12 protein-coding genes and 2 tRNA genes are annotated in these 13,806 nt (G+C 70.5%); 8 read left to right on the forward strand and 6 right to left on the reverse strand.

Annotation, left to right across the window (positions count from 1 at the left end; genetic code table 11):
• Positions 1 to 91: 91 nt before the first annotated feature.
• A complete protein-coding gene (locus ACGFZQ_RS02615; RefSeq protein ID WP_393838835.1) occupies positions 92 to 1,276 on the reverse strand; it encodes an ROK family protein in 1,185 nt (394 codons plus the stop codon).
• Between the two features lie 443 nt (positions 1,277 to 1,719).
• Between ACGFZQ_RS02615 and ACGFZQ_RS02620 the strand changes: the two genes are divergently transcribed.
• Positions 1,720 to 2,304 (forward strand): biotin transporter BioY, encoded by a 585-nt coding sequence (locus ACGFZQ_RS02620; RefSeq protein WP_393838836.1) that lies wholly within the window; start codon positions 1,720 to 1,722, stop codon positions 2,302 to 2,304.
• 67 nt (positions 2,305 to 2,371) lie between these two features.
• On the opposite strand, the gene ACGFZQ_RS02625 is transcribed toward ACGFZQ_RS02620, so the two are convergent.
• Positions 2,372 to 3,082 (reverse strand): LPXTG cell wall anchor domain-containing protein, encoded by a 711-nt coding sequence (locus ACGFZQ_RS02625; protein ID WP_393838837.1) that lies wholly within the window; start codon positions 3,080 to 3,082, stop codon positions 2,372 to 2,374.
• Positions 3,083 to 3,388: 306 nt separating this feature from the next.
• Here ACGFZQ_RS02625 and ACGFZQ_RS02630 point away from each other — a divergent pair, with 306 nt between their 5' ends.
• Positions 3,389 to 5,032 (forward strand): protein kinase, encoded by a 1,644-nt coding sequence (locus tag ACGFZQ_RS02630; RefSeq protein ID WP_393839226.1) that lies wholly within the window; start codon positions 3,389 to 3,391, stop codon positions 5,030 to 5,032.
• A gap of 24 nt (positions 5,033 to 5,056) precedes the next feature.
• Here ACGFZQ_RS02630 and ACGFZQ_RS02635 read toward each other — a convergent pair whose 3' ends face one another.
• On the reverse strand, positions 5,057 to 6,535 hold the full coding sequence (locus ACGFZQ_RS02635) for an amino acid permease (RefSeq protein ID WP_351735318.1): 1,479 nt from the start codon (positions 6,533 to 6,535) through the stop codon (positions 5,057 to 5,059).
• Between the two features lie 215 nt (positions 6,536 to 6,750).
• Between ACGFZQ_RS02635 and ACGFZQ_RS02640 the strand changes: the two genes are divergently transcribed.
• Both ACGFZQ_RS02640 and ACGFZQ_RS02645 read left to right on the forward strand, forming a co-directional pair.
• Positions 6,751 to 7,236 carry a ribose-5-phosphate isomerase gene (locus ACGFZQ_RS02640; protein WP_393838838.1) on the forward strand — a complete coding sequence of 162 codons (486 nt, stop codon included), beginning with the start codon at positions 6,751 to 6,753 and terminating at the stop codon, positions 7,234 to 7,236.
• A gap of 124 nt (positions 7,237 to 7,360) precedes the next feature.
• Positions 7,361 to 8,164: an Fpg/Nei family DNA glycosylase gene (locus ACGFZQ_RS02645; RefSeq protein WP_393838839.1), complete on the forward strand. Its 804-nt coding sequence runs from the start codon at positions 7,361 to 7,363 to the stop codon at positions 8,162 to 8,164.
• A gap of 10 nt (positions 8,165 to 8,174) precedes the next feature.
• On the opposite strand, the gene ACGFZQ_RS02650 is transcribed toward ACGFZQ_RS02645, so the two are convergent.
• Positions 8,175 to 9,416, reverse strand: a complete 1,242-nt coding sequence (locus tag ACGFZQ_RS02650) for a GNAT family N-acetyltransferase (protein ID WP_393838840.1) — start codon at positions 9,414 to 9,416, stop codon at positions 8,175 to 8,177.
• 175 nt (positions 9,417 to 9,591) lie between these two features.
• On the opposite strand from ACGFZQ_RS02650, the gene ACGFZQ_RS02655 reads away from it, so the two are divergent.
• Together ACGFZQ_RS02655 and ACGFZQ_RS02660 are read left to right on the forward strand one after the other, a co-directional pair.
• Entirely contained in the window at positions 9,592 to 10,755 is a 1,164-nt protein-coding gene (locus ACGFZQ_RS02655) for a PP2C family protein-serine/threonine phosphatase (protein WP_351735325.1), read from the forward strand.
• 157 nt (positions 10,756 to 10,912) lie between these two features.
• Positions 10,913 to 11,365 carry an HD domain-containing protein gene (locus ACGFZQ_RS02660; RefSeq protein ID WP_393838841.1) on the forward strand — a complete coding sequence of 151 codons (453 nt, stop codon included), beginning with the start codon at positions 10,913 to 10,915 and terminating at the stop codon, positions 11,363 to 11,365.
• A gap of 6 nt (positions 11,366 to 11,371) precedes the next feature.
• Here the strand turns inward: ACGFZQ_RS02660 and ACGFZQ_RS02665 are convergent, their stop codons facing one another.
• Positions 11,372 to 12,502 carry an acyltransferase family protein gene (locus ACGFZQ_RS02665; protein WP_393838842.1) on the reverse strand — a complete coding sequence of 377 codons (1,131 nt, stop codon included), beginning with the start codon at positions 12,500 to 12,502 and terminating at the stop codon, positions 11,372 to 11,374.
• A gap of 462 nt (positions 12,503 to 12,964) precedes the next feature.
• Here ACGFZQ_RS02665 and ACGFZQ_RS02670 point away from each other — a divergent pair, with 462 nt between their 5' ends.
• The gene (locus tag ACGFZQ_RS02670; RefSeq protein ID WP_123976981.1) at positions 12,965 to 13,159 is read left to right on the forward strand and encodes a hypothetical protein; all 195 of its coding nucleotides are present in this window, start codon (positions 12,965 to 12,967) and stop codon (positions 13,157 to 13,159) included.
• Between the two features lie 253 nt (positions 13,160 to 13,412).
• Here the strand turns inward: ACGFZQ_RS02670 and ACGFZQ_RS02675 are convergent.
• Positions 13,413 to 13,483, reverse strand: a tRNA-Gly gene (locus tag ACGFZQ_RS02675).
• A gap of 163 nt (positions 13,484 to 13,646) precedes the next feature.
• On the opposite strand from ACGFZQ_RS02675, the gene ACGFZQ_RS02680 reads away from it, so the two are divergent.
• Positions 13,647 to 13,723: transfer RNA gene (locus ACGFZQ_RS02680), tRNA-Pro, on the forward strand.
• The last annotated feature ends 83 nt before the right edge of the window (positions 13,724 to 13,806 follow it).

Raw genomic sequence — 13,806 nt, forward strand, 5'->3', positions numbered from 1 at the left:
CGTCAAGACGTCAGCAACAGAGGGTGCGACAGGTCATGAGATGGATGTTCCTTGCCGTGGTCGACGGCTGTCAATATTCCGAGTTTCTGAATTAAATAAGCCGTGGTGACGCGCTCAACGGGTCCCGGTACAGCACGTCCAGGACCACCGAACCGCCCGCCACCGCCAGCACGGAGTCCCCGAAACTGGTCGGCGCCACCACCGCGGCCCGCTCCGGTCCGACCGCCTCCCGCAGCGCGGCCAGGCAGTCCTCGCGGTTCAGTACGCCCACCTCGGTGACCACCACGCTCTCCGGGTTGAGCACGTCCAGCAGCAGCCCCGCCGCCCGCCCGGTCAGCCGCGCCCGCTCCACCAGCAGCCGCACCGCCACCGGGTCACCGGCGCCGGCCGCCGCGAGGACGTCCATCGGATTGACACCGTCGACGACCCCGGCCGCCCGGGCCCGCCGCACCAGCGTCCGCTCGCTCAGCTCCACCTGGAGACAGCCGGTGCGCCCGCAGCCGCACGGCTCGGTGCCGCCCGGCACCGGGAGATGGGCGATCGTGCCGGCCTGGGAGCGCGGGCCGTGGTGCACCTCGTCGCCGGTGGCGAAGGCCGCGTCGACCACGTTCCCGACGAACAGATGCAGCACGCTCCGGCTGCCCCGGGCCCGCCCGAAGAGCCGCTCCCCGTTGACCAACGCCCGGGCGTGCCCGTCCACATGGACCGGCAGCCCGGTCCCCGCGCCGAGCAGCTCGCGCACCGGCACCTCGCGCCAGCCCAGCAGCGGGTGTTCGACGACGGTCCCGGAGTCCCGGTCCACCCAGCCGCCGACCGCGACCCCGACACCCAGCGGCCGGCTGCCCGGCACTCCGTCGAGCAGCGCGGCCAGCCCGGCGGCGGCCCGCTCCAGCACCCCGCGCGGCTCGGTGTCCCGGTGCTTCAACTCCCGCCGCACGACCACCCGTCCGCGCAGGTCGAGCAGCGCGACCGTGGTGTACGGCACGGCCACGTGCACCCCGCCGACCACGAACCGCGAGTCGTCCAGGTCGACGGGAACATGCGGCCGGCCCACCCCGCCGGGCCGACGCGGCGCCCGCGCCTCCCGGATCAGGCCGAGTTCGGTGAACCGGGCGCAGTAGTCGGTGACGGAGGCCGGGGAAAGACCGGTCAGCCGGGCGATGGTGGAGCGGGCCACCGGCCCGTGCTCCAGCACCGACCGCAGCACCACGCTGGCGCTGGTCCGCCGCCGGTCGCCGGGGGGAGAGATGAGCGGGGGTGCCGCGGTACGGGGCATGGGAACCGTCCTCGGGAACGGGGGCCGACACGTCTCGGAGGGTGAGGCGCGCCGGGTCCGGTCCCTGCCACGCGGCCTCAGACCGGACGGCGACAGGTGGCAGCCCCTTGCCGTCGCAGGTCGACATAGCGACGCGACGTGAAGTTCCGGGACTGGGCGACCATGTCCGAAAGCGTAGGCCAGCGACCCGGAATCCCACCAGACCACTGGGATTCGATTGGTGGAACTCCACAGGCCTGTTCAACGCCGTTGACGTGACTGAAACATCTCTGCCTCAGTGATCGGCGTCACCTCGAACCGTGTGTAGCCCGCACCCTTTGTGGGGAGCCCACCAAGCGCCCGTTCCGGCCTTTGTCGACCGCTGACGTGTTCGGCTCAGGCGGGCCGGGATAGCGTCACGGTGTTCCCTGCTTGTCTGCCCACCCTCACCTCGCGGAGTCCCCATGAGCACCGCCACCGCAGCCGCGTCGCCCCGCACCGGCACCGTCCTCGCCGACCTCCTGCCCGCGTCCCGGGTTCGCGACGTGGCCCTCGTGGCCGGCGGCGCCGCGCTCACCGGCCTCGCCGCCCAGATCGCCGTCCCGGTGCCGGGCTCCCCGGTCCCGGTCACCGGCCAGACCTTCGCGGCCCTGCTCGTCGGCACCGCCCTCGGCGCCCGCCGCGGTCTGCTCTCCCTCGCCCTGTACGCGCTGGCGGGCCTCGCGGGCGTGCCGTGGTTCGCGAGCGGCACCTCCGGGCTCTCCGTCTCCTTCGGCTACATCCTCGGCATGATGCTCGCCTCCGCCGTCGTGGGCTCCCTGGCCCGGCGCGGCGCCGACCGCGGTGTGCTGCGGATGGCGGGCACGATGCTGCTCGGCGAGGCGATCATCTACGCGATCGGTGTGCCCTACCTCGCCTACGCCGCCCACCTGTCCGCGTCCGCGGCGATCGCCGCCGGCCTCACCCCGTTCCTGATCGGCGACGCGGTGAAGGCGGCCCTGGCGATGGGTGCGATGCCGGCCGCCTGGAAGCTCGCCGGCAAGAGCTGACGGGACCGAAGCCGGGAAGGGGCCCGGGGCGCGTCAGCGCCCCGGGCCCCTTCCCATGGGTGTGTCCTCAGTTCGTCCGCCGCTGCGACCACCACACGCCCGCCGCCCCGGCCGCGATCAGTGCCGCGCCGGCCGCGCCGAGCGGCAGCACGTCACTGCCCGCGCCGGTCTTCGGCAACTGGTCGCCGCTCGGCCCGACCGGCTTGTTGTCGGTGCCGAGCAGCAGCGGGGTGGCCGGGGCGTTCGGCGACGGGTTCGTCGTACCGAACGGCACCGGGCCCTGCTGCCAGAAGGTCTTCTTCCCGTCCGCGCTCTGCACGGGCAGACAGATCTTCCCGGTCTTGCCCAGGTCGAACGTGGCGTCCACCGGGTACGACTTCGACCTGCCCGCGCCGAGCGCGCCGACCGGGCAACTGAAACCGCTGTTCGAACCGGCCGGCAGGTCCTTCGCCGCGATGGCGTCGCAGCCCTGCACGTTCGTGACCTTCAGGCCGTCGAAACCGACCACCAAAAGCCTGATGTCGGCGCTGTCCTTGGTTCCTTCGTTCTTGACGGTGGCGGTAATCGCCGTTTTCTGCGAACTGTTGTCGACCGAGATCTTCCCCGGCAGCGTCGTCGTCAGCTTCACACCCGCCGGTGCCTGGTCAACCGCCTTTCCCCCCTTGTCGCTTGCCGGTCCCTGGTCATCGGCGGCAGCCGTGAACGGGAGGATCATCACGGCCGAGAAAGATGCCGTGACCAGCGATCCCGCGACGACTGCCATACGACGAGAACTCATGTTCGTCCCCCTTGCGACCCCCTGGACCGCGCCTGAATTCGCGGTCACTTGAAGAGGTACCACAAGATTTCTCCGCACTATGCTGGTACAGCCGTAAGTGTGACCATTGTGTGTCAGCAGGGGCGGTCGTTGAGGGGGTGCAGCGAATTGCCGGAGAATTCAGGGAGTTCAGGGATCTCAGGGAATTCCGGTAGTCCGGGGAATTCGGTTGGTCCAGGGAACGCGGAGAGCGCAGGGCACGGTGGTGTCCCCGGGCTGCTGGTGACCGGTCGCTACCGGCTGGCCGAGAGTATCGGGCAGGGGGGAATGGGGCGGGTGTGGCGGGCCGCCGACGAGACGCTCGACCGGCAGGTCGCCGTCAAGGAGATGCGGATCGACGGCCTCGACGCCGAGGACACCCGCACCCGCCGCGAACGCACCCTGCGCGAGGCCAGGGCCACCGCCCGGATCGACCACCCCAACGTCGTACGGGTCTACGACGTCGTCGACGAGGGCGAACGCCTGTGGATCGTCATGGAGCTGGTCAACGGCCGCTCCCTGGAGTGGATCATGGCCGAGGAGGGGGCGCTGAGCCCGCGCGCGGCGGCCCGGATCGGCCTCGGCCTGGTCGCCGCGCTGCGCCAGGTGCACGCCGGGGGAGTGCTGCACCGCGACATCAAACCCGGGAACGTCCTCGTCGAGAACACCGCCGGCCGGGTCGTCCTCACCGACTTCGGCATCGCGGCGATCCAGGACGCCAAGGCGCTCACCATGGTCGGCATGCTCGTCGGCTCCCCCGACTACATGGCACCCGAGCGGATCTCAGGGCGACCGCAGGGCCCGCCGTCCGACGTCTGGTCGCTCGGCGCGACCCTGTGCGCGGCCCTCGGCGGCCGCTCCCCCTTCTCCCGCGACACGACCCTGGCCACCCTGCACGCGGTCCTCTACGAGGAGCCCGAACTCCCCGCCGAGGCAGGCCCGTTGCACGACCTGCTGGCAGCGCTGCTGGCGAAGGAACCGACGGCGCGGCCCGGCCTGGCGGAGGTGGAACAGACCCTGCGCCCGGTGGCATATCCACCCCAGACCCCGACGGAGACGTACCCGGCTCCGGCTCCGGTGTCCGTGGAGCGCCCGACACCGGCGTACGTGGACCTGACGAAGCCGCGCATTCCGGAGCCCGAGGACGAACGCCCACCGTCACCATCGCCGGTCAGCGCATCGACGGAGGCGGCGACACAACGCTCAGAGGTCCGCTCGGAAACTCCGCCCAGCAATTCAGCGGGCCCCACCTTGCAGCGCCCCGAAAGGGGCGCGGGGAACGGCGCGCCCAGCCACCACGAACCCGCAGCGACCCACCCGCGCAAAACCCCCAAACGCACAACTCTCCTGGCCGTACTGGGAACCGCGGCGGTAGCCACCGCCCTCGCCATCCTCCTCACCACCACAACAGGCGGCGGCGACAACGACACAGCAGCCGGTACCTCCCCAACCCCCTCGGCGACAACCTCCCCGTCGGCCACCGTGGCCGGCACCGCCCGCCCCCGCAGCCTCCCGCCCGGCGCCCACGAGGAGGCCGGCGGATTCGCCTGGGTGACCCCGAAGGGCTGGCGGAGGGACGTGAAGACCGGCGCCGAGGTGCACTACACCTCCCCCGACGGCAGCCAGGAACTCGTCGCGAAGTCCTCCCTGGCCCGCGGCGACCTCATGGACAGCTGGAGCGCCTCCGAACGCAGCGCCCACCAGGGCCAGGACTACAGCAAGATCCGGCTGGTCGAGACAACGTTCCGCGGCCACCCGGCGGTGATCTGGGAGTACACCTTCACCCTCAAGGGCGTCCGCTGGCACGCACGGCTGCTGGGCTTCGACGCCGACGGCAAGTCGTACCAGATCAACACCTGGTACCAGCCGGCGATCGAAACCCAGGCCGTGCGGACGTACGAGCGGGTCAAGGAGGGCTTCACCCTGCTCTGACCGGCGCTCTGACCGGCGGCCGCCTCAGCCGACGGACACCTTGTCGGCGGGCTCGCCCGCCTCCGCGGCGGCCGCCGCCCCGCGGCTCCCCGTGAGCTTCTGCTTCACCACGGCGACGGCGATCACGAGCGCCGCCACGAGCAGCGACAGCAGCACGGTCGTACGACCGCTGCTCTCGCCCTCCGTGTCGGTCAGCATGTAGCCCAGGACGAACACGATCAGACCGGCCGTCGCCCAGGTCAGATACGGGTACAGCCACATCTTCACGACGAGCTTCTCCGGCGCCTCGGCCTGGATGATCTTCCGCATGCGCAGCTGCGAGAAGCAGATGACCAGCCAGACGAACAGGGCGACCGCGCCGGAGGAGTTGACCAGGAAGAGGAAGACGGAGTCCGGGAACCGGTAGTTGAAGAAGACGGCGACGAACCCGAAGACGACGGACGCGACGATCGCGGCCAGCGGCACACCACGGGAGGTGGTCCGGGCGAACGCCTTCGGCGCGTCGCCGCGCCGGCCGAGCGAGAACGCCATCCGGGAGGCCGTGTACAGACCGGAGTTGAGACAGGACAGCACCGAGGTCAGCACGATGAAGTTCATGATCTCGCCGGCGTGCGCGATACCGAGGGAGTCGAGGGCGGCGACGTACGAGCCCTTCTCCTTGATCGACGGGTCGTTCCAGGGCAGCAGCGCGACGACGATGAGGATCGAGCCGAGGTAGAAGACGCCGATCCGCCAGATGATGCTGTTGGTGGACTTGGTGACGGCCCGCTGCGGGTCCTCGGACTCACCGGCGGCCAGGGTGGCGATCTCGCTGCCCATGAAGGAGAAGACGACCAGCAGCACACCGGTGAGGATCGCGCCGGGCCCGTGGGGCAGGAATCCGCCGTGGTCGGTGAGGTTGGCGAAGCTCGCCTTGTCGGCGTGCACGCCGGGCAGCACGCCGAAGACGGCCAGCAGTCCGACGACGATGAACGCGCCGATCGCGACGACCTTGATCCCGGCGAACCAGAACTCGAACTCGCCGTAGGAGCCGACCGAGATCAGGTTGGTGGCGGTGAGGACCACCATCACGATGAGCGCCCAGCCCCACTGGGGCACGGCCGGGATCCAGCCCTCCAGGATCTTGGCACCGGCGGTGGCCTCCACCGCCAGCACCACGACCCAGAAGAACCAGTACAGCCAGCCGATGGAGAACCCGGCCCAGCGGCCGAGCGCGCGGTCCGCGTGCGCGGAGAACGAACCGGAGGTCGGATTGGCGGCGGACATCTCGCCGAGCATCCGCATCACCAGGACGACGAGGGTGCCGACGAGGGCGTACGACAGCAGGATGCCGGGCCCTGCGGTGGCGATGCCAGAACTGGAACCGACGAAGAGACCGGCGCCGATGACACCGCCGATGGCGATCATCGACAGATGACGGTTCTTGAGTCCTGCGTGCAGACCGTTGCCGTTGCCGGGATCGCCGGCCGGGGGCGGGGCAGTCGTGGTCGGCTGCGAAGTCATGGGGGGAATTCCTTTGCGCCGTTGAGCGGAGGTGAGCGGGGGTCCCGTACGAGCGGCGTACGAGTTGGTCCAGTGAAACGGAGGCAGGCGAATTCCTGAACCTTTGATTCCAGATCGTTACTTGAGGTTTTCCTGAGGTTCTGTAGTGTTACTCACACTTTCCGGGGCCCAGCCCCGACGCTGCCGTGCGTTAACGGGCATGTCACACTCGTCCCATGCGCGTGTATCTCGGCTCCGACCATGCGGGCTTCGAACTCAAGAACCACCTCGTCGAGTGGCTGAAGGAAGCGGGTCACGACCCCGTCGACTGCGGCCCCCACATCTACGACGCCCAGGACGACTACCCGCCTTTCTGCCTCCGCGCGGCCGAGCGGACGGCGGCGGACCCCGAGTCCCTCGGCATCGTCATCGGCGGCTCCGGCAACGGTGAGCAGATCGCCGCGAACAAGGTGAAGGGCGTCCGTGCGGCCCTCGCCTGGAGCGAGGAGACCGCGTCGCTCGGCCGGCAGCACAACAACGCGAACGTCGTCGCGGTGGGGTCGCGGATGCACACGCAGGAGGAGGCGACGAAGTTCGTCGAGACCTTCCTGAACACGCCGTTCTCCGAGGGTGAACGCCACATCCGCCGCATCGACATGCTGACGGAGTACGAGACGACGGGCGACCTCCCGCCGATCCCGGGGCACCACCCCCAGCCGTAGCGGGGGCCGTGTCTCTGACCAGGGGCGGCCCGGTAGTCGTTCGGCTGCGGGCGGCCGGGCCCTTGGCCCTCGACGTTCACCTCTCCACCGACCGAGTCGGGTGGGTGGGAAAGGAATGGCTTTCGTGCCGGAAGGGCACACGATCCACCGGCTGGCGCTGGACTACCGCCGCCTCAGCGGACCCGTGCGGGTCAGCAGCCCGCAGGGCAAGTTCTCCGACGCCGCCCAGCTGATCGACGGCGCCCCCCTCACCCGTACCGAGGCCCACGGCAAGCACCTCTTCCTCGCCTTCCGCGACAGCGACTGGGTCCACATCCACCTCGGCCTCTTCGGCAAGGTCACCTTCGGCGACGCCCCCGCACCCCCCGCCACCGACACCGTCCGGCTCCGCCTCGCCGACGCCACCTCCTACGTCGACCTGCGCGGCCCCACCACCTGCGCCCTGATCACCGATGGCGAGAAGAGCGCGATACACGCCCGCCTCGGCCCGGATCCGCTCCGTGCCGACGCCGACCCGGGCGTCGCGTACCGGAGGATCTCCCGCAGCCGTACGACCGTCGCCGCGCTGCTGATGGACCAGAAGGTCATCGCGGGGGTGGGCAACGTCTACCGCGCCGAGGTGCTGTTCCGGCACGGAATCGATCCCTACCGCGCCGGAAAGGAGATCAGCCCGGCCGAGTGGGACGCCGTCTGGGCCGATCTCGTCGAACTCATGCACGAAGGCGTGCGGAACAACCGCATCGACACCGTCCGCCCCGAGCACACCCCGGAGGCGATGGGACGCCCACCGCGCGTCGACGACCACGGCGGTGAGGTGTACGTCTACCGCCGGGCCACCCTGCTCTGCCACGTCTGCGGCACCGGGATCCGCACCGCCGACCTCGCCGCCCGCAACCTCTTCTGGTGCCCCCGCTGCCAGGAACGCTGAGCGGCGCGCACTAGAAACCGTGCGGCAGCCACGGCAGCGCCGGTGACCCGAGCGCCGTCGACGCCTCCGCCAGCGCCCCCGGCCGCAGCTCCCGCACCCGGCCGGCGCGGGCCAGCGACTGCAGGGAGACACCACCGAGGTACGCCGCCCCCAGCTCCCGTACGGACAGGGCGAGTTCGGCCGTGTCGGTCGTACGGTCGCAGGACGCGCCCTTGGCGTCGCCGGTCAGCCGCCAGCGCCCCGCGTTCCACGGGCAGAAGGCGTCGGCCACCTCCAGCACCACGTCCACCGGCGCCTGGTAGGTCCGCGCCGCGAGCGCCGCACCGACGTCGACGAGACGGACGTACCCCATGTCCCGCACCCGCGTCAGACAGCGCCGGACGTCGGAGACCAGGTACTGCCAGGCGTCGTCGACCGGCCGCCCCCGTACCGTCAGCTTCGACATCAGGTCGATGCCGAACAGGAACCGCCACAGCGCCGCGTCGCTCGCCGCGTCCAGCGCGGCCAGGTCCTCCAGCGTCACCGTGCCGTCGTGCCCGCTCGGCGACCAGCCCAGCTTGGTGCGGAACCGCGCGTACCCGGTGACCCGCCCGTCCCGCTCGGCGACCACGCACTGCAGCGCCGACGCGCCGTCCCGCTCGCTCTCCGGGTCCAGCAGCCCCGCCCGCTCCCAGCCGGGCTGCCGGGCCAGCATCCCGGGCCGCAGCGGTACCAGCTCCGCGTACACCGCCTCGCACGCGTCGAGCACGTCGGCCGGCGCCGCGTACCGCAGTCGTACGTCGTCGGTGCCGGCCGGTACGTCCAGCGTCACCCGGCTCGTGTCGATCTCGGCGTGCAGCTGGTAGGTCGCCGCGTCGTACCCGAAGCGGCCGTAGATCGCCGGCTCGGAGGCGGTCAGCGCGGCGAGCGCCTCGCCCCGCTCCCGTACGTCGTCCAGCTGGCGCCGCATCATCGCGGTCAGCACCCCGCGCCGCCGGTGCGTCGCGGACACGCTCACCATGGTGACGCCGGCCACGGGCAGCACGGCACCGCCCGGCACGGTCATCCGGAAGCTGAACGCCCCGCCCGTCCCGACGAGTTCGCCCCCGTCCCAGACGGCCAGCGAACGCTCGACCTCCGTCAGCGACCGGTCCAGCTCGCGCTCCTCGGCCGACGCCGGGCCGGCCCCGAAAGCCCGTACCAGGTGGTCCCACCAGCCGTCGAACTCCTCGGCACGCAACACCTTCAACTCGGTCGTACGGTCACTCGCCATACGCCATGCCTATCAGGGGCAATGCGGGACGAGCCAGCGAATTTCTCCCGGACGGCGACGCGGGGGCTTCCGGTGAAGTTCACTGTGAAGTCGCAGTCGACGGTGAACCTCGGACGGGGGACAAGTGGGACCTCCCGTGCCAAGCAGCTGGTCCGATGGATAGGGTCCCGAACTAATGGCAGTAGACGGAGATCGGCGCGGAAAGGCCGAGACGTTCACGGCCCGGTGGAAGATGCAGTGGCACCGGGCCCGCGTCGGCCTGCGCAGAAGCGCCGTGGACTACTTCCGCGGCGACGGCTCCGACTGGATCGCGCTCGTCGGACTGCTGCTGACCGTCCCGGTGCTGGCGGCCATGACCCTCGCCAACTCGGTGTGGTTCTCCCCGGCCTCCCTGGTCCTGCCGATCATCGCGGGCGGCCTGCTGCTGCGCCCGGCAAGCCTGCTCGGCCTGTACGCGGCGGCGGCCACGGCACTGATCGTGGAGTCGGTACGGCTCGGCCCCTACACCGAGGGCCCCTCCCGGGTCACCCCGGGCGTGGTCCTCGTCGTCGCCGCCTGCGGCTTCTTCGGTCTGCTCACCGCCCAGTTCCGCAGCCGGGTCGGCGTGCCCTGGCGGCGCGGCGGCACCATGCTCTTCGACCTGCGCGAACGCATCCGGGTGCAGAGCAAGCTGCCGAAGCTGCCGCCGGGCTGGCACCGCGAGATGGCCCTGCGACCGGCCGGCGGGCAGTCCTTCTCCGGCGACTTCGTGGTCGCGGCCCGCACGAACAACGGCCGCACGATGGAGGTCGTCCTCACGGACGTCTCCGGCAAGGGCATGGACGCGGCGTCCCGCGCCCTGCTGTTGTCCGGCGCGTTCGGCGGCCTCCTGGGGTCCCTGCCCCCGCATGCCTTCCTCACCGCCGCCAACGGGTACCTCCTGCGCCAGGACTGGGACGAGGGCTTCGCCACCTCGATCCACCTGGTCCTCGACCTGGACTCCGGCGACTACGAGCTCTACTCCGCGGGCCACCCCCCGGGCCTCCAGCTCAGCGCGGGCAGCGGCCGCTGGGAGGAGAAGGCCGCGGAGGGGCCTCTCCTGGGCGTGTACGACGGCGCGCAGTTCGACTCGGTCAAGGGCTCGCTGCGCCCGGGGGACGTCCTGATGCTCTTCACGGACGGCCTGGTGGAGACGTCGGACCGGGACATCGTGGAGGGTATCGACCGCCTCACGGGAGAGGCCGACCGCTATGTCGCCGGCGGCTTCCACGGGGCGGCCTGGCACCTGATCGAGGCGGTGGCGAAGGACGTGAACGACGACCGGGCGCTGCTGCTGATCTGCCGGGAGGCGGCGCGGTGAGATAGCGGGCGGGTGGCCGACGGTCGGCTGCGGGCCGGTGGGGGCTGGTCGCGCCCACGCGGCGGTAGCCGCACATCGAATAACGGCCCCGCGCCCCTTCAGGGCGCTTCAGTCGCGGGCAGTCGTGCCTCACCCCCCGCCACGGGATACTCGCACGGTGACCCCGACCCCGCTCTCCCTCTCCGAAGTAGAGGCGCTCGCCCGAGCCGCTCACGCGGCGCAGACCGACAAGGCCGGCCGCCCCTACGCCGAGCACCTCGCCGCCGTCGCCGAAGGCGTCCGCGCGCGCGGCGGTGACCCGGAGCAGATCGCCGCCGCCTGGCTGCACGACGCCGTCGAGGACCACGCCCTCACGGCGGACTGGCTGGCGGCGGCCCCCCTCACCGCCCGCACCAGGGCCATCGTCCTCGCCGTCACCAAACGCCCCGGCGAGCCCCCCGAGGCGTACGCCCGCCGCATCCTCGACACCCCGGGCGCGCTCCTCGTCAAACAGGCCGACCTCGCGCACAACGCCGACCCCGACCGTCTCGCCGTACTCGACGAGGACACCCGGAAACGGCTGACCGAGAAGTACGCCCGGATGCGCGCCCTCCTCGGTCTGTCCGCGTAAGCGGACTCACGCGTTGGCCATCTCCCGGTCCTCCCGGTCCTCCCGGCTCTGCCGGCCCCGCGCCAGTTCCGCCGGGTCCTGCCGGAACGCCCAGGCCATCCTCGGCTCCATGGCGAACCGGAACACCCGCTGGACGGGCCGGGAGCACAGCAGCGTGACGGTGACGCCGGCGATCGCGGTGACGAGGATCTCGCCGAGCGGGCCGTGCAGCCACCTCGGGTCGAACCAGCCCGCGTGGTCGCCGTACTTCACGACGAACCCGTGCAGCAGATAGCCGTACAGCGTGCCCGCGCCCAGTGCCGTGAACCACATCCGCCGGCCCGGTACCCAGGACAGGAAGCAGGCCGTCAGCAGCATCGAGCAGCCGAACATCGCGAGCACCATCACCGGCCCGCACCACCACGGCGCACCCAGCTCCTGCGCGGAGTCCCGGTGGTAGAACCACGCGGTGTTCATCCGCGGCACCGACCACCAGGCGAACGCCAGCGCGACCGCGAACACCGGCACCGCGGCGATCCGCACCGGCCACCGGCGTACCAGCCGGAAGTGCTCGGGCCGCAGGCACAGGCCGAGCACGAAGTACGGCAGGAACTGCAGGACCCGCTGGAGGTCCAGGTCGTCACCGATGCTGGGGGACACGGACGCCAGCATCGCGACCAGGAAGGCGACGGGCAGCGGGTGGCGGACCGCCCGCCAGATCGGCGTGGTCAGCCGCCAGACGAACAGCGCGCACAGGAACCAGGTCAGGTACCAGGGGTCGAGCAGGCTGATGTCCTGACCGGGGGAGTCGGCGACGTACCGCTGGAACAGCGAATAGGCGGTCTCGAACAGGACGTACGGCACGACGACACCGGTGACCAGCCGCTTCAGCCGGTCCGGGCGCATGTCGAAGTTCCGGGAGAAGTAGCCGGAGATGATGATGAACGCCGGCATGTGGAAGGCGTACACGACGCAGTACAGCGCCGTCAGGACGCGGCTGTCGCCCTTCAGCGGCTCCCAGGAGTGACCCATCGCGACGAGCACGATCGCCAGGTACTTGGCGTTGTCGAAGAACGCGTCGCGCTGTCTGTCCGCCGGCGGCCGGGCGGGGGGACGCGGTGCTGGGTTCTGGCCGGGGGACGTGGCGGCGGCAAACATCTGAGGCACCCTAGCGGCGCCTGTGGGATTTCGTAAAACCGCAGGCGTGAATGCTGGATATCCGCCGTGATCGCCTGTGAACCGCCGGTCGATTTACCGAGGTCGACTCCTGTACCCATGCAGTTTCATGCGGCACTTACACCCACGATGTCCCTATTCATCCTGACTAATTGGTGCATAACGCCTGCGCGCGACCCTGCTTTGTGATGCCTGTGTCAACAATTCGAATTGGCTGCGCGCGCGTTGTGTGGACACCGAAACCATGTCCGCCAATTGCCTTGGATCTACGGCCGGGTGGAGCCTCGAATTACTGTGCGGGCGGGGGTCGGTGGGCGGTGAGTTGTCGACGTTGTGTCACGGGCCGCATAGTGCGGCCGGGTTGGTGGCACGATGGTTCTGGCGGGGGTGCGGGGTCGTACCCCCGGGCCGGGAGAGCGGAACCGACCGAGGGCGTGATCAGTTGTGGCCATTTCACTGTCTGTGGTGCTGCTGTTGGCGATCATCCTGGTAGTGCTGATCAGAGGGGGGAACATCAAGGCCGGCCCCGCGATCGTCGCCGTCCTCTTCGGCTTCTTCCTCGCGTCGACCGGGATGGCCCCCTCCATCCAGCGCTTCCTCGACTCGATAGCGCAGACCATCAACTCGATCAGCTTCTGACCGCGGGGGCGCGCGCGGGCGCGCGCCCGAACCGGCGCGACGGAGCTCGAGGCGTGGGCAGACGTGGATAGACGTGGACAGACGTGGACAACGGAACGCCAGACGTAGATTCCGTACGCCCTGTACGGCGTCCGCTTCTCCGTCCGCGCGGTCGGCTTGCCCGGCCCACGACGGTGAGGGGCGGCCCGGCCCTGGACGCACCGAAGGCCCAGGCAGGAGGTCGGAACCTCTCGCCTGGGCCTTCGCCACGCGGAGCGGGCGACGGGAATCGAACCCGCGTAGTCAGTTTGGAAGACTGAAGCTCTACCATTGAGCTACGCCCGCACAACACGCGCCGCAGGTCCGTGACCGCGGCACAGAGTGCATCGTAGCGGGTCGTACAGCGCGTAGGCCAACGTGTTGGTCCTCGCGGATGTGAGTCCGACGCGGGTGAACAAAGCGGCCGACGTGGGCGGCCCGGGCATGTACCCTACGTGTCGCACCGAAACGGGGTGTGGCGCAGCTTGGTAGCGCGTCCGCTTTGGGAGCGGAAGGCCGTGGGTTCAAATCCCGCCACCCCGACCACCGAATGACGGCGTCCGTCTTGATCGCCTTTTGGGGCGCTGAGCGGCTGCGGTTACTATGCAAGCTGCGCGCCCGCGTGTCCC

Origin of the sequence: Streptomyces sp. NPDC048254 (assembly GCF_043201895.1) — a bacterium.
GTDB lineage: Bacteria > Actinomycetota > Actinomycetes > Streptomycetales > Streptomycetaceae > Streptomyces.